The sequence below is a fragment of the Mesosutterella faecium genome, assembly GCF_022809315.2.
Classification (GTDB): domain Bacteria; phylum Pseudomonadota; class Gammaproteobacteria; order Burkholderiales; family Burkholderiaceae_F; genus Mesosutterella; species Mesosutterella faecium.
In genome coordinates this window covers 757,040-772,599 of sequence record NZ_JAKZJU020000001.1, presented here as the reverse complement: position 1 = coordinate 772,599, position 15,560 = coordinate 757,040, and the positions used below count along the sequence as shown (strand labels likewise).

At 63.1% G+C, this 15,560-nt stretch carries 9 protein-coding genes; 4 read left to right on the top strand and 5 right to left on the bottom strand.

Annotated elements, in window-relative coordinates; translation table 11 throughout:
* Positions 1-18 precede the first annotated feature (18 nt).
* The 3 genes from MUN46_RS03635 to glnE form a co-directional block, all read right to left on the bottom strand.
* A complete protein-coding gene (locus MUN46_RS03635; RefSeq protein WP_243377669.1) occupies positions 19-615 on the bottom strand; it encodes a VUT family protein in 597 nt (198 codons plus the stop codon).
* Positions 616-701: 86 nt separating this feature from the next.
* Positions 702-1,676: a YheT family hydrolase gene (locus tag MUN46_RS03630; protein WP_243377671.1), complete on the bottom strand. Its 975-nt coding sequence runs from the start codon at positions 1,674-1,676 to the stop codon at positions 702-704.
* A gap of 12 nt (positions 1,677-1,688) precedes the next feature.
* Positions 1,689-4,517 (bottom strand): bifunctional [glutamate--ammonia ligase]-adenylyl-L-tyrosine phosphorylase/[glutamate--ammonia-ligase] adenylyltransferase, encoded by a 2,829-nt coding sequence (glnE, locus tag MUN46_RS03625; protein WP_243377673.1) that lies wholly within the window; start codon positions 4,515-4,517, stop codon positions 1,689-1,691.
* Between the two features lie 108 nt (positions 4,518-4,625).
* Between glnE and MUN46_RS03620 the strand changes: the two genes are divergently transcribed.
* From MUN46_RS03620 to aroG, 4 genes are all read left to right on the top strand, one after another.
* Complete coding sequence (locus MUN46_RS03620) at positions 4,626-8,627, top strand: YhdP family protein (RefSeq protein ID WP_243377674.1); 4,002 nt, start codon at positions 4,626-4,628, stop codon at positions 8,625-8,627.
* A 74-nt stretch (positions 8,628-8,701) separates the two neighbouring features.
* Positions 8,702-9,316, top strand: a complete 615-nt coding sequence (locus MUN46_RS03615; RefSeq protein WP_237977976.1) for a lysophospholipid acyltransferase family protein — start codon at positions 8,702-8,704, stop codon at positions 9,314-9,316.
* A 13-nt stretch (positions 9,317-9,329) separates the two neighbouring features.
* Complete coding sequence (locus MUN46_RS03610) at positions 9,330-10,289, top strand: phosphatidate cytidylyltransferase (RefSeq protein WP_243377675.1); 960 nt, start codon at positions 9,330-9,332, stop codon at positions 10,287-10,289.
* 264 nt (positions 10,290-10,553) lie between these two features.
* Positions 10,554-11,642: a 3-deoxy-7-phosphoheptulonate synthase AroG gene (gene aroG / locus MUN46_RS03605; protein ID WP_422732583.1), complete on the top strand. Its 1,089-nt coding sequence runs from the start codon at positions 10,554-10,556 to the stop codon at positions 11,640-11,642.
* Positions 11,643-12,195: 553 nt separating this feature from the next.
* Here aroG and MUN46_RS03600 read toward each other — a convergent pair.
* The gene (locus MUN46_RS03600) at positions 12,196-13,596 is read right to left on the bottom strand and encodes an ISNCY family transposase (RefSeq protein WP_285230533.1); all 1,401 of its coding nucleotides are present in this window, start codon (positions 13,594-13,596) and stop codon (positions 12,196-12,198) included.
* Between the two features lie 420 nt (positions 13,597-14,016).
* On the bottom strand, positions 14,017-15,417 hold the full coding sequence (locus tag MUN46_RS03595) for an ISNCY family transposase (RefSeq protein WP_285230533.1): 1,401 nt from the start codon (positions 15,415-15,417) through the stop codon (positions 14,017-14,019).
* Between the last annotated feature and the right edge of the window lie 143 nt (positions 15,418-15,560).

Genomic DNA, 15,560 nt, shown 5'->3' with positions numbered 1-15,560 from the left:
CCGGTGTCCCTGTGGCCTTCAGGCCGCAGCGTGGGCCGAAGACCGGCCCGCCCGCTGGTGCAGCGCGAACAGCACCGCCGCCGCTGCCACCGACATCCAGAGCTTGCCGATCACCTGCCCCCAGAAAAACTCCAGGCTGCCGAAGGCGAAGAAAAGAAAAAGCGCCGAATCGGCCATCGCGCCGGCCAGGCCGGAGGCGAGAATGGCGGAACTCGGATACCTTCCCCGAAGCGGCTGGTAGACAAGCAGGTCCACCGTCTCTGAAAACAGAAAAGCCGCGGTCGAGGCAAAAATCAGGGAGGCCGGGGAAAGGAATCCCGACAGCAGCGCGCCGGCCAGAATTGCCGCAAAGGCCGCCTTCACTCCAAGGTAGTGGTGCACCCCGTCGCGAAGCACAAGGGCCGCGCCGGCCACCATCACGCCAGAAGGCGCCATCACGCCCGGCCAGACCGGCACAAGGCAGGGCTGCCCCTGCGCCGGGCAGACGAGCCCGACGTTCATCACGACCCAGTTCCCCAGGGGAATCGTCAGGACGTAAAGACAAAGAAAAAGCAACCCCGCCGCGAGGCTGCGGCGCCCGGCCGCCGCCCCGTCTTCATGCTGAATATGAAACATATCCGCCTGCCTCCAGCCACAGTGGGATGGTCTCCCAAAGCAGCCTCGAAAAATTTTAAGGGCCCAATCTTAACAGGAGCTGAGCCTCAGCGTCCCGTGTCGAAAAAGCGCAGGATGCGCCGCGGCAGGTAAGTGATCTCCCCGGGCCACTTTCCGGTCGGAAATCCGATGTGCCCGCCCTGCTCAGGCTGCTCCAGGTAAACGAAGGAGGATACGTCCTGCTCGCGCGGAAGGGCCGAGACCGGCTGAAAGGGATCGTTGAGCGGATTGAGCGCGAGCAGCGGCACCCGCACGTCGCACAGGACCGGCTTGGCCGAGCAGCGCCTCCAGTAATCGAGTCCGCTGCGAAAGCCGTGGGCCGGCGCGGTGTAGACCTCGTCGAACTCGTACATGTGGCGCACCCGGCGGAATCTGCCGACATCGATGAAGGCCCCGAACCGGGCGATTTTCCTTTCCACCTTTTCCTGCAGGGTGGACAGGAACATCTCGTCGTAGAGCCGGATGACGCCGTGGTCCATCACCCGGTAGCCCTCCACGATGTCGAAAGGCCCTCCCACCGCAGCGGCGGCCGTCACGAACGAGGCCTCGGAGCCCATGTCGCCCAGATATTTGGCGATGTAGTTGGCCCCGAGCGACATGCCCGCAACATAAAGCGGCGCATTCGGGAACCTCCCGTGAATTGTCTTCAGCACCCACCCGCAGTCATCCGTGTCTCCTGCGAAGTAGGCCCTCGGCAGCCGGTTCATCTCTCCGCCGCAGGTCCTGTAGCAGGGCACGACGCCGCGCCAGCCTCGCCCTGCCGCCTCATGCATCAGGGCGACCGCGTAATGGCTCTCGGGCCCGCCCTCGAGCCCGTGGAAAAGCACCAGCACCGGAGCCCGCGGGTCGCCAGGCTCCGGCCGAGCCCAGAAGAAAAGCTCGAAATCCCCGTCCGGGGTGTCGCAGTGCTCGCAGCGGTAGGACACCTTCGGCCGATGTGAGAGCTTGGCCGGTATCACGGTCTGAATCTGGGTGCCCTTCGCCCAGGAGGGGGCACTGTAGTCGGAAATCAGCACTGGCATGTGAACAGTTCCTCACTTCGCAGGGGAGGGCCCCGCAACACCGAAAACGGCCGACCAGAGACGCAGGACGGCCTCGCGCTCGGGCCCCATCTGCCCGGGCTCCACCCGGACCGGGCCGTCGCCCCGCGCGAGCCGCACCTCGCGCTGTATCTCCCTGTAGCGGCGGTAGGCCGCGGCAGCTCCCGCGGCGATCTCCCCGGGAATGAGCCCCTGCTCTCCCGCGATCGCCAGCAGCCGGATGTTGCCCAGGTTGTCCAGCAGCTCGGGCTTGTCGCAGGAGCAGGCGAGCACCAGATACTGCACGGCAAACTCGATGTCCACCATGCCGCCCCGGTCATGCTTGATGTCGAACAGGGGCGTGGGGTTGCGGTGCCCCTCGAGCATGCGCTCGCGCATCTCCAGAATCTCGCGGGCGAGCTTCGCGCGGTCTCTCTTCATCCGGAGGATCTCGCGGCGCTCCTTTTCAAACCTCGCTCCGATCGAGCGGTCTCCCGCGCAGAAGCGGGCCCGCGTGAGCGCCTGCAGCTCCCAGGTCCAGGCGCCCTTGCCGTCCTCGTTGCGCTCGTAGGCCTTCCAGAGATCGAAGGGCGAAACGAGCAGACCGTCGTCTCCGTTGGGCCGCAGCCTCAGGTCAACCTCGAAGAGCCTGCCCGAGGAGGTCTGCATGGACAGCCAGTTCATCATCCGGCGCACGAGCCGGCTGTAAACGAGCTCCGCATCGGGCCGATCGTCGTCATACAGGTAGATCAGGTCAAGGTCTGAGGCATAGCCGAGCTCCTTGCCGCCGAGCTTTCCGTAGGCAATCACCGCAAACCGCGGCTCGCCCTCGAAGCGGCGCGAGAGCGACTTCCAGGCGAGGTCCATCACCAGCTCGATCACCGTGTCGGCAAGCGCCGAGAGCTGATCGGCGAGCCGCTCGGTGCTCAGCCTCCGGTCGAGATCCGCCATGAGAAGGCGAAAAACCGCGCCGTGGTGCGCGTCTCGCAGCAGGTTGAGCTGCCGCTCCTGATCGTCTCCAAACGCCTCCAGATCGCGCTCGAGCCCCTGCCGCCAGCGGCTCCAGTCGACGGGCGTGTCGTTGCTGAACTCCTCCACGCGCTGGTCGAGCAGCTCATCGAGGATGATCGGGTGCTCCGTAAGATAGTCGGCCGCCCAGCGGCTTGAGGCAAGAACGCGGCCCACGCGCCGAAGCATATCGGGATACTGATAGAGCAGCGCCACGTAGGTGGGGCGGCCCGCTATGACCTCCAGCAGCCTCAGGCACCGGTCAAGCTCCTCGCCGCTGCCCACCGTGCTCGAGTCCTGCCCGGCCCAGCCCGCGCAGTGCTCGAAAACAGTCTCCACGACGCTGCCCATGCGCTCAAGCGCTCCATTGCTGCGCCCGAGCGTCTTCGAGCGCATCATGAGCAGCACCCGCTCGGCCAGCTCCGGGGCGTGGTCGTAGCCAAGCGAGGCGATTTTGGCGGCGAGATCCTTCTCGACTCCCGGCGCCCCGGAAAGCCAGCCCTCCGGCCAGCCCGAGGGAGCGGCGCCGTCCTCCCCGTCGCGTGCGTGAAAAATAGAGTCAAAAGTCTCCGAGACGAACCCGCGGATTTCGGAGAGCTTCGCATCGAGCCGCCCGGGGTCCTCGCCCATCAGCCCGGCCACGCGCGCGCGGGCCTGCGGATCGGAAGGCCAGAGCTGCGTCTGCTGGTCGTCGACGTACTGGATGGCGTGCTCGAGGCTGCGCAGGAACACATAGCCGCGCTTGAGCCGCTCGGACTTCTCCTGCGTGAGGATGCCGCGCTCGGACAGGTAGGTCAGCGTCTGCAGCGTGCTTCTCGAGCGCAGCTGCGGATCCCTGCCCCCGCGGATGAGCTGGTAGGTCTGGGCGATGAATTCGATTTCCCGGATTCCGCCGGCCCCGATTTTGATGTCGACGCCGCGGCCCCGGTGCTGCAGCTCCCTGCGCCGGGACTCAGCCCGGATCATGTCGTGCAGGCGGGCCAGGGAAGAGACGGCGCTGAAGTCCACATACTTCCTGTACACAAAGGGCCGCACAAGCGAAGCCACGGACGAGCACTGGCCGCGGAACTGCTGCTCGGAAGAAAAAACCGGCGAGGAGACGATCCGCGCCTTGATCCAGGCGAACCGCTCCCACTCGCGGCCCTCTGTATAGAGGTACTCCTCGAGCATGCCGCTCGAGCAGGCCATGGGCCCGGAGTCGCCGTCCGGCCGAAGCCTCATGTCGACCCGGAAGACGAACCCGCAGCCCCGGATGTCGGAGAGCAGGGGAATTATTCTGCGAGAGGCCCGCTCGAAGAACTCGCGGTTCGAAATGCTTCTGCGCGGCTTGAAGCCGCCGCTCTCCTGCGTCTCGCCGTCCTCGTCGTAAAGGAAGATGAGGTCGATGTCCGAGGAGACGTTAAGCTCGGCGCCGCCGAGCTTGCCCATGCCGACAACCAGCAGGTCCTGGGGCTGCCCCGTGGTTTCCGAACAGGGCACGCCGAAGCGCTCGGCCAGGCTCGTCACCACGCATTTCACGGCGGCCTGCACGGTGATCTCAGCGAACCGCGTCATGGAGGACACCACCTCCGGGTAGCCGCCGATCCTGAGAGCGTCGCGCACCAGCAGCCGCATGATCAGCCCCCGCCTGAGCTCGCGCATCCGCAGGGCGAGCTCCTCCTCGTCGCGCACCTCCGACAGGGAAGCGCGGATCGCCTCCATGTCCGGCGCGGCCGCAGCGAGCGATTTCATCGTCTCGATCTGCGCGGATTCTTCCTCGCTGCCGCATACTGCGGCAAGCGAGCGGCGCAGAAACGGGGAATAGCTGAGAATTGATTTGAACTGGCTGTTTTCCATCGATTGTTCGCCCGCAACGAAGTATCGGGAAAGTGTATCCCATTATGGTGCGGCGCCGCTGTGCTAGAGTGGTCGCGGCGGCATGCAGCAAAAACACAGAGGGAGTGCATGACAGGCAGAGTCCATTTTTTCAAACCCCGCAGCCTGCTCAGGGCGGCAGCAGCGGGGCTTATCTGCCTGTACTTTCTGGCCGCCGCGCCGATTCTGCTTTTCCGCTACCTCTTTCTGCCCCATATCAACGATTACCGCGAGAGCCTCTGCAGCTACCTCTCCTCGAAGACCGGAGTGCAGATCAGCGCCGACAGGCTCGTCCCGTCGGGCAGCTCCATCCTCCCCCGCTTCACCATCGAGGGGCTGGAGGTGCGGCAGCCGGGTTCGGCAGACGGCATCCGCGTGCAGAAGGCCGAGGCGGTGCTCGACCCGAGCTCCCTGCTGCGGCTTCAGCCCGTTTTCAGCAGCCTCAGCATCACCGGGCCGCAGCTCGACGTGAGGAAAACAGGCGACGGACTCTACAGCGCGGGCGGCTTCACGTTCGACCTGTCGGGAGGCAGCGAGGACTCGCGGTTTCTCAGTTGGCTGATGTCTCAGTCGGGCGTGTCCGTGCGGCAGGCCTCGATCACCTACCGGGACGAAACAGCCGGGGACGCCCCGCTGCTGAGACTCGTGGGCACGGGCTTTGCCCTCCGGCAGACGCTCTCCGGGTGGCAGGCCGGGTTCCAGGGATCACTGCTCGCGCCAGGGCGCGAGCCCTCGCTCATCGACCTGAGGCTGCAGGTCGGCCGTTCCCTCGGCATGAGAAAATCAAACTGGAAGACCTGGAGGGGGCGCTTCTACGCGAGCGCCGGCGACATTTCGCTCACCGGCCTGTCGGACGCGCGGCAGGCCGCACCGCACATTCTGGCCGGACGGGCCGCAGCGAAGGCCTGGGGCGAGTTTGACGGCGGTGAGCTCTCTTCGCTTATTTCCGAGGCCCGGGTCTCGGGGCTGCGGGTCGAACTTGCACGGGGGGCGGCCCCGCTTGACGTCCCCTCAGTGTCGGGACGGGTGCTGCTTTCGCGCGGCCGCGACGGCGGGCTTCGGGCCTCCTCTCCGGGGATCAGCCTCCCGATCGGGCCTGGCGGACGCACCGCTGCGGTCTCCTTCACGCTGGAAAGCCACCCGAAGGACAAAGACCAAAACACGCTCGTGCTTTCGGCCTCTTCCGCAGACCTCGAAACCCTGTCGCGCGCGGCGCGGGCCGCCGCAGGCCCGGGGCGCCTCACCGAGACGCTCTCAAGAATGGCTCCCCGCGGTTCCCTGAAGCAGGTTTCTCTCCGGCTTAGCGGCTCCTGGGACGCGCCTCAGTGGGAAGCAAGCGCCGATTTCCACGACGTTTCCTTCGCCGCGCAGCCCGAGCAGCGGCACGACGACCCCGGAATTCCTGGCGCCAGCCGCCTGAGCGGCCACCTCTGGATGAATGCGGAGCAGGGCGCCGTGCAGCTTGACTCAGCCGGAGGAACGGCTGCCTTTCCCGGCATTTTCGAATACCGGGAAGTCCCCTTCAGGCGTCTTACGGGCAGCGTCTTCTGGAATGCACGCGGACCCCTGCGACTCGCTTTCCGGGACCTGAAGCTCATCAACGACGACCTCGCAATCTCGGCTGACGCCGACTGGCGCGACGCGGACGAAGGCGGCATCATCCGCGTCTCGGGCGAGGCCTCCCGCGCCCGCATGCCGGCCCTGTACCGCTACATGCCCATCGTGGCCGGGCGCACCATCCAGACCTGGCTCGAGCAGGCGCTCCGCGGGGGGCTTGCCGACCGGGCGTTCGTCGAGTGGAACGGCCCGCTTTCGGCCTTCCCCTACACCGGCCGGGACGCGGGCCGCGGACAGTTCCTCGTGACCGGCAGCTACAGCGGGGCAAAGCTCGACTTCCTGCCCACCGGGCAGAAAAACAGCGCGGGCCAGTGGAGCGAGGGCGGGCAGTGGCCCGTCATCGAGCAGGCCTCGGGGCAGTTCCTGTTCCACGGCGACCGCATGGTGATAACCGCGCAGGATGCGTCAAGCTTCGGCGTGCGGATCCCGGAGGCGGTCGCTGAGATCCCCTCGATGGGCCTGTACACGCCGCACTCCGACCTGTACGTGCGCGGAAGCGCGCGGGGGGCCGCGCAGGACATGATCGGCTACACGGCCGCAAGCCCCGTGTCCGGCTGGCTCGGCCACTTCCTTGACTCCGCCCGCGCCACGGGGAACGCCTCGCTCGAGCTCTCGCTGCAGATCCCGCTCGACGAGCCCGAACACTCCCGGGTCGCCGGAGAGCTCGATTTCAGCGGCAACGACATTGCCTTCGGAGGCGGCATTCCAGAGCTCGGACAGGCCAGCGGGCGGCTGCACTTCACGCAGGATCACTACTGGGGCGAAAAGCTCACGGCGAACGTCTGGGGAATGAGGGCCTCGGGGCGCCTGACGCGCACCGCCGGCGGGGACACGGAAATCCTCGCCTCGGCCAGGGTGTCTCCGGAGATTGCGAGGCCGCTGCTTGAGGCTCAGCCGGAAGCGCTCGCGATGCTGGAGCGCATCCAGGGCTCGGCCGAAGCCTCCGCCCGCATCCTCATTTCGGACCACTCCACGCAGGTGCGGGTGACAAGCAGCCTGCAGGGGCTCTCCGTCAGGCTTCCGAGGCCGTTCGGCAAGCACTCTGAAGAAGAAGTCCCTTCCGTCTTCAACTGGATCTCCCGCGACGGAGCGCCGCTTGAAATTTCGGCCCGGTACGGCGACAAGGCCAACGGGATCGCACGGCTGGCCGCCGGACCTTCGGGCCTGAGGCTCGTGCAGGCCGCGCTCGCCGCGGGCGAGCAGGCGCAGCTTCCGGCCCGGGGCCTGTCGCTTCGAGCGACGCTGCCCGACATTCCGATCGAGCCCTGGCAGGAAACGCTCGAGCCGGTGATCAACGCCGCAGGCCGCTCTCGGACGGCTGCCCTCTCCGAGAGCCTGGGGCCGGTGTCGGCCAGAATCAGGACGCGGCAGCTCATCTTCAAGGCGCGCAGCTTCCCAGATGTCACGCTGTCGGTGCGGCACGGCCAGCCCGGCCAGAAAAACTCGGTCTGGGAAGCGGAACTCCGCTCCCCTCAGGCTTCGGGCAAAGGCCTCTACCAACCAGGAACAGGCCACACTCCGGCCTACCTGTCGCTTGACCTCACACGGCTTTATATCCCGGAGGAGAGCCGCAGAAGATTCCACAAAATATTTTCAGACACTCCGGCCGAGCGCCTCCCCTCGATGGACGTGCGGATCGGAGACTTCAAGGCGGGCGGCGCTTCGCTTGGCAGCATCTCGCTCAAGGCCCGCGCCTCCGACCCGAGCCTGAAGGATCACCGCTGGCGGCTTGAGTCCTTTGCCGCGCGCCTCCCCGAGGCAGCCCTCACTGCATCGGGGCAGTGGGAGCGGGGCGGAGCGTCCGGCCGCAGCCTCACGAGCCTCAAGGGAAGCCTCGTCGTCAAGGACAGCCGCCGGCTGCTCAAGTCGCTTGATCTGCCCTCCGACGTCGTCCGCGACGCGCCGGGGAAAATCGAGCTCGAGGCGAACTGGAAGGGCGCTCCTCAGGATTTTGCGCTGAGGAATCTCAACGGCAGGCTCTCGGCCGACATCGGCGGAGGCCGCTTCATGCAGGTTGAGCCCGGCGTGGTCGGCCGGTTCATGTCGCTGCTGTCGATGCAGTCGCTCATGAAGCGGCTCACGCTCGATTTCAAGGACGTGTTCGGGCGGGGCTTCTCCTTTAACTCCATCAAGCTCAACGGCACCACCACGAACGGGGTCTTCACCACCGATGACCTCGTGGTGGACGGCTCGGCCGCCTCCATTGCAGTCAGCGGCTCGGTGGATCTCGCCCGCCAAAGCATGGACGCGAAGCTGCTCGTGCTGCCGGAGGTGCACACCGAGGCTCCCGCCCTTGCGCTCGCCCTGGCCAACCCGCTGGTCGGAGTCGGCAGCTTCATCGCCCAGTTCGCCCTCAAAAAGCCAATCTCCTACATTCTCGCGACGGAATACACCGTGAAGGGCCCGTGGGACCACCTCTCGTTTGAGAAAACCTCCGCCGCGCCCTCCGCGCAGAACTCTTCTGCCGGCAACTGACGGCCGGGGCTGCTTTTGGACTCGCGCGGCCTTCGTGGGATAATGGCAGGCATCGTGTTATTGAACAAAAGCCGATGTTTGACTCCATCAGACTTGTTACCGGGATCACCCTGCTCACGAAGCTGCTGGTCGGGGCCTACCCGCAGTGGCAGGGCTGTGCGCCGTCGCGCGCCCAGCGGATCTATTTTGCGAATCATTCGAGCCACATGGATGCCATCGTGGTCTGGTCTTCACTGCCGCCCGAGCTGCGGCAGAAGACCAGGCCCGTGGCTGCCAAGGACTACTGGGAGAAGGGCGCGCTTCGCCGCCGCATCGCCATCAAGGAGCTGCGTGTGGTTCTGATCGACCGGCTTCACTCCGGCCACACCAACCCTCTTGACCCGCTCAAGGAAGCGCTGCGCCAGGGCGACTCCCTCATCATCTTCCCGGAAGGCACCCGCCGGCCGCAGCCGCTGCCCTCGCCCTTTAAGAGCGGGCTGTGGAGGCTGATGCGCGAATTCCCGCAGGTCGAACTGATCCCCGTCTACATCGAGAACCTCCATCGCTCCATGCCCAAGGGCACCCTGATCCCGACGCCGACCATCTGCTCGGTGCGCTTCGGTGCGCCTCTGCCGCACAGCGTCGAGGACGGCAAGGAGGAGTTCCTTAACCGTGCCCGCGACGCCGTGATCAAACTGGCGAGTTCCTAAAGGAGGACGGATCATGATGCGACTTGGCATTCCCATTGAAGCGGCTTATCTTCTGATCCTCACCTGCCTGATCTTTTTTGCAGCGATCGCGACCGGCTACGGGCAGTGGGCCTCCTCGCGGGCGGCCAGCATCCAGCAGCAGCAGCGCATCCGGATCGTCAACTCCCGCGTGCGCTCCTCGTGGTGGCTTATCGGAATCTTCGCCGTTGCCTTCTGGCTCGGGCAGGGAGCGCTGCTCGTTGTCTTCGCCTTCATCTCGTTTTTCCTCCTGCGCGAGTTCATCGCGCTCACGCCGACGCACTACACGGATCACTGGGCGCTTGTCATAGCCTTTTATGTGGCCATCCCGGTCCAGTACCTGCTGATCGCCTACGAGCAGTACCTCTTTTTCACAATCTTCATCCCGGTGTACCTGTTCCTGCTGCTGCCCGTGGTCATGGCCGCAAGCCACGACACGGACCGCTACCTCGAGCGCGTCGCCAAGGTCCAGTGGGGCATCATGCTCGCCATCTTCTGCGTGAGCCACGCACCGGCCATCTCTCTGCTCGATTTCAACAGGTTTTCGAGCAACGGCCCGCTGATGCTCGTCTATTTTCTGATGATGGTGTTCTTTGCCGACCTGTTCGCCGTGCTGATGAGCTCCATTCTCGGCGGGCGCCCGCTGCAGTCCAACCCAAACAAAACGGTCAAGGGAACGCTCGCCGGCAGCGCGATGACGCTGCTTTGCGGTCTGGCCCTGTTCTGGCTCACGCCCTTCAGGCTCTGGCAGGCCGGGCTCATGACGCTTGCCATCATCATCGCCGCTCTCATGGGTGATCTGGTGATCTCCTCGGTGAAGAAAAGCCTGGGGGCGAGCTACCGCAGCGCCGAAGACGACGTCTACATCACGCGCGGCGTGCTCGAGCGCATGGCGCCCCTCACATTCGCGGCCCCGGTGTTCTACCACCTGATCGTCATTTTTTTCATGAACTGAGCGGTTTGCGCCTCCCGGCACCGAGGAGTAAAGTAGTTTCACTGCGTTGCCGGAGCGCGGATCCGGCATAAAGAGATACAGACACTGATGTCCTTCGCTTCAGACTTCTACTATTACGGCTACTACCTTTATCGCCCCCGAGGCGGTAGGGTTCGGCGTATCTGAAGCAGCAGGAGTTTCAGCGCAGTCCACTCACCGCCCGGCGGAGTCAGCCCGGCGGTTTTTTATTGCCCGGCGGCCCGGCCCCCTCTCTAGGAAAACAAAATGATTCAGGAAACTGACCACATTGACCGTTTCATGACCGACGACCTCCGGATCAGGGAAATCCGCGAGCTCACGCCTCCCGCGCACCTCATCCACGAATTCCCCTGCACAGACGCCGCTTCCTCCACCGTCCACCAGGCCCGCGAAGCCGCCCACCGGATCATCCACGGCGAGTCCGACCGCCTGCTCGTGATCGTCGGCCCCTGCTCGATCCACGACCCGAAGGCCGCCCGCGAGTACGCGAAGCGGCTTGTCGAAGTGCGGCGGGCCCTCGCGAACGACCTGGAAATCATCATGCGGGTGTACTTCGAGAAGCCCCGCACCACGGTGGGCTGGAAGGGCCTCATCAACGACCCCGACCTCGACGGCTCCTACCGCATCAACCACGGCCTGCGCGTCGCCCGCAGCCTGATCCTCGACATCACGGAGATGGGACTGCCGATCGGCGTGGAGTTCCTCGACATGATCAGCCCCCAGTACATCACTGACTTCGTCTCCTGGGGCGCCATCGGGGCGAGGACCACCGAGAGCCAGGTCCACCGCGAGCTAGCCTCGGGCCTTTCCTGCCCGATCGGCTTCAAGAACGGCACCGACGGCAACACCAAGATCGCCGTCGATGCGATCGGGGCGGCCAACCACCCGCACAGCTTCCTCGGCGTCACCAAGGGCGGCATCTCGGCCATCGTGTCGACGACCGGCAACGAGGACTGCCACCTCATCCTCAGGGGCGGCAGCCGCGCTCCCAACTACGACGCCGCCAGCGTGAAGGCGGCCTCCGAAGCGCTCTCCAAGGCCGGTCACGACCCCTACCTCATGATCGATGCGAGCCACGCGAACAGCCGCAAGATCTGCCGCAACCAGATCCCCGTGGTGGAGGATATCGCGGGCCAGGTGGCCGACGGGAGCCGCAGCATCATGGGCGTCATGATTGAAAGCAACCTCGTGGAGGGCCGCCAGGACATCGTGCCCGGGCAGCCGCTGGTCTACGGGCAGTCCGTCACCGACGCCTGCCTCGGCTGGGACGACACCGAGGTGCTGCTTGAGCGGCTCGCCCGCGCCGTGCGCGACCGCCGCGCCCGCAACCAGTGAGTTCATCCGCGCCTCTGAAGCCGCAGAACCGCCCCCTGATGAGACGCCGGGGAACCTCCCGGGGCAGAGCCAGACTGCCGGCGGAATGCTCAGCGATTCTGTCTGATCCCGTTTCCGCTGCAGCCTTCCCCCGCCTCCGCGAGGGCGGCAGGCGAAGCAGCCTGCCATGCATTGACTGGAAAAGATATTTCCGCAATGCCGCGCAGTTCTTGTCGGGGAAATGAGCTCATCCTGCGGCCCATTTCATTCGCACCGGCTTCCGGGCAGCACCATCGCGTTGCTCTAACGCGGCAGAACGGGCGTATTTGTTAGAGCAAAGGGAAAATGTCACATGCCAGCACAACGGGACTATGTCACACCCTAGCAAAGCGATTATGACACCAAAAATTCTCCGCCAAAGACAGAAATTGAGAGCCCCCTGGGGCCCTTTATCGTCTTCATGGAGAACACCCTGCCCACGCTCTGTCGGGCGCTCGCCTCAAATGGGCTGAAGCCCGTGCGGGCTGTGGGCAGGTTGGGAAAAAAGATCTTCTGAGAGCCTGTGTTGATTTCATTATTTGCCAGATCTGTTTTTCCGCTGCTTCAGCTTTTCTTCGAGTTCACGGGCCTTTTGGTCACGCTCTTTTCTCTGGGCCTGCCGTTGCTTCGCTTCAGCCATTTCGCATTCCAGCTTCATGACGAAGCCGTTGGGTCGCAAATCTTCCTTCTCAATGATTCGATCCAGGCATGCGTCTATGGTCTTCGATGACTCAAGGTATTCCGTGCGCTCGAGCGTTTTTCTTTTCCGGGCTTCAAAGCAGAGCAGATGTTCTTTGCCCCGTGCATCCCGGTAGACCATTTCCGGCGCACGGCCATCCGGGTACTCGATGACGCTGACTTTCTTGCCCATCAGCTCAAACTTCCGAGCGCTCGCATTCTTGAGCTGCAGGATCGACCCCCCGAAGGAGACGCTCAGAGATTTGCTCAGAACGCGTTCGTGCCACCAGGCGCATATGCGTTCAATCTCGGGCATACTTTCTTCAGCCACCGCACAGTTTGCGCTCAGGGGTTCTCTTGGGTCGATTCCAAACCGCTGATTGAAATCCCTGATCAGTTCGTCCATGCGCTGATTGGCGGTGGCCATGTCTTCGATTCCCATGACCCTGAACTCATGCGGCCAGCGCCCCTGCAGCGTCTTGAACAGGCGTTCTATCCGGCCTTTTGCCTGCGGGCTCTGAGCGAATATCTGCTCGATCTGAAGCTTGTCGCAGACTCTCTGAAACTGTGTGCCCTCTACATTTTTGGACCGGCCCTGAGCCAACGCGCGGAAAGTGCCGTGCCGATCGCTGTATAGCGCAAGGGGGATTCCGTGCGCCCTGATGTATTGGAGCAGCACGGTCATATAGCCCGCCGCGGTCTCCGAGGGAAAGAACCCGGCAGCGGCGATTCTGCCGGTCGCATCGTCAATGAACGCGATTAATGAGCACTCTTTCTGACCGGGGCCGAACCATCTGTGCGGGCTGCCGTCGATCTGAACCAGCTCGCCGAACCTTGACCTTCTGCGCCTCAGAAAATGACCGGCTCTTCTGAGCCCCTGCTCTGAGGCCTGAGGGCTGAGTTCTCTCAGAATCTTTCGAACAGTTTCCTTCGACACTTTGATCCCTTCGTTTTTCACAAGGTACTGAGTCAGGAGCGTCGGAGGGAAATCCTGATATTTTGTAACTGCCAGTTCTATGATTTTTAAACGAATATCGTCTGGCAGGCGGTTGCTCGGGGGCCGCCCTTTGTTGCCATGGGGCGGATCTGCGGCTTCGCCCCTTTTCCAGGCGGCCAGCCTGCGATAGAACTGGCGAATGCTCAGCTTCATCGCTTTGGCTGCCTCCGGCACCGAGAGCAGGCCGTAGGCGACCTGTTCGAAAATCTCCTCTGTGCCGGTCTGGGACTTCGGGGCTCTTTCAGGAAGCGAGTTTTTCATGTGCGACTCCTAAAAAACAGGCTCTCTGAAGTGATTGTGTGACAAAATCGCTTTGCCGGGGGCTGTCATGCAGATTGCCGGCTTATGACAGAGTCGCGTTGCCGGACCATGACATAGTCCCGTAGTTTTCCGTGACATTATCGCGTTGCTCTAACAGGCAGAACGGGCGTATTTGTTAGAGCAAAGGGAAAATGTCACATGCCAGCACAACGGGACTATGTCACACCCTAGCAAAGCGATTATGACACCAAAAATTCTCCGCCAAAGACAGAAATTGAGAGCCCCCTGGGGCCCTTTATCGTCTTCATGGAGAACACCCTGCCCACGCTCTGTCGGGCGCTCGCCTCAAATGGGCTGAAGCCCGTGCGGGCTGTGGGCAGGTTGGGAAAAAAGATCTTCTGAGAGCCTGTGTTGATTTCATTATTTGCCAGATCTGTTTTTCCGCTGCTTCAGCTTTTCTTCGAGTTCACGGGCCTTTTGGTCACGCTCTTTTCTCTGGGCCTGCCGTTGCTTCGCTTCAGCCATTTCGCATTCCAGCTTCATGACGAAGCCGTTGGGTCGCAAATCTTCCTTCTCAATGATTCGATCCAGGCATGCGTCTATGGTCTTCGATGACTCAAGGTATTCCGTGCGCTCGAGCGTTTTTCTTTTCCGGGCTTCAAAGCAGAGCAGATGTTCTTTGCCCCGTGCATCCCGGTAGACCATTTCCGGCGCACGGCCATCCGGGTACTCGATGACGCTGACTTTCTTGCCCATCAGCTCAAACTTCCGAGCGCTCGCATTCTTGAGCTGCAGGATCGACCCCCCGAAGGAGACGCTCAGAGATTTGCTCAGAACGCGTTCGTGCCACCAGGCGCATATGCGTTCAATCTCGGGCATACTTTCTTCAGCCACCGCACAGTTTGCGCTCAGGGGTTCTCTTGGGTCGATTCCAAACCGCTGATTGAAATCCCTGATCAGTTCGTCCATGCGCTGATTGGCGGTGGCCATGTCTTCGATTCCCATGACCCTGAACTCATGCGGCCAGCGCCCCTGCAGCGTCTTGAACAGGCGTTCTATCCGGCCTTTTGCCTGCGGGCTCTGAGCGAATATCTGCTCGATCTGAAGCTTGTCGCAGACTCTCTGAAACTGTGTGCCCTCTACATTTTTGGACCGGCCCTGAGCCAACGCGCGGAAAGTGCCGTGCCGATCGCTGTATAGCGCAAGGGGGATTCCGTGCGCCCTGATGTATTGGAGCAGCACGGTCATATAGCCCGCCGCGGTCTCCGAGGGAAAGAACCCGGCAGCGGCGATTCTGCCGGTCGCATCGTCAATGAACGCGATTAATGAGCACTCTTTCTGACCGGGGCCGAACCATCTGTGCGGGCTGCCGTCGATCTGAACCAGCTCGCCGAACCTTGACCTTCTGCGCCTCAGAAAATGACCGGCTCTTCTGAGCCCCTGCTCTGAGGCCTGAGGGCTGAGTTCTCTCAGAATCTTTCGAACAGTTTCCTTCGACACTTTGATCCCTTCGTTTTTCACAAGGTACTGAGTCAGGAGCGTCGGAGGGAAATCCTGATATTTTGTAACTGCCAGTTCTATGATTTTTAAACGAATATCGTCTGGCAGGCGGTTGCTCGGGGGCCGCCCTTTGTTGCCATGGGGCGGATCTGCGGCTTCGCCCCTTTTCCAGGCGGCCAGCCTGCGATAGAACTGGCGAATGCTCAGCTTCATCGCTTTGGCTGCCTCCGGCACCGAGAGCAGGCCGTAGGCGACCTGTTCGAAAATCTCCTCTGTGCCGGTCTGGGACTTCGGGGCTCTTTCAGGAAGCGAGTTTTTCATGTGCGACTCCTAAAAAACAGGCTCTCTGAAGTGATTGTGTGACAAAATCGCTTTGCCGGGGGCTGTCATGCAGATTGCCGGCTTATGACAGAGTCGCGTTGCCGGACCATGACATAGTCCCGTAGTTTTCCGTGACATTATCG

Bases quoted from the DNA above. Each gene is read 5' to 3' on its own strand.
- MUN46_RS03635 (WP_243377669.1), bottom strand. From the start codon at position 615: ATGTTTCATATTCAGCATGAAGACGGGGCGGCGGCCGGGCGCCGCAGC.
- MUN46_RS03630 (WP_243377671.1), bottom strand. From the start codon at position 1,676: ATGCCAGTGCTGATTTCCGACTACAGTGCCCCCTCCTGGGCGAAGGGC.
- glnE (WP_243377673.1), bottom strand. From the start codon at position 4,517: ATGGAAAACAGCCAGTTCAAATCAATTCTCAGCTATTCCCCGTTTCTG.
- MUN46_RS03620 (WP_243377674.1), top strand. From the start codon at position 4,626: ATGACAGGCAGAGTCCATTTTTTCAAACCCCGCAGCCTGCTCAGGGCG.
- MUN46_RS03615 (WP_237977976.1), top strand. From the start codon at position 8,702: ATGTTTGACTCCATCAGACTTGTTACCGGGATCACCCTGCTCACGAAG.
- MUN46_RS03610 (WP_243377675.1), top strand. From the start codon at position 9,330: ATGATGCGACTTGGCATTCCCATTGAAGCGGCTTATCTTCTGATCCTC.
- aroG (WP_422732583.1), top strand. From the start codon at position 10,554: ATGATTCAGGAAACTGACCACATTGACCGTTTCATGACCGACGACCTC.
- MUN46_RS03600 (WP_285230533.1), bottom strand. From the start codon at position 13,596: ATGAAAAACTCGCTTCCTGAAAGAGCCCCGAAGTCCCAGACCGGCACA.
- MUN46_RS03595 (WP_285230533.1), bottom strand. From the start codon at position 15,417: ATGAAAAACTCGCTTCCTGAAAGAGCCCCGAAGTCCCAGACCGGCACA.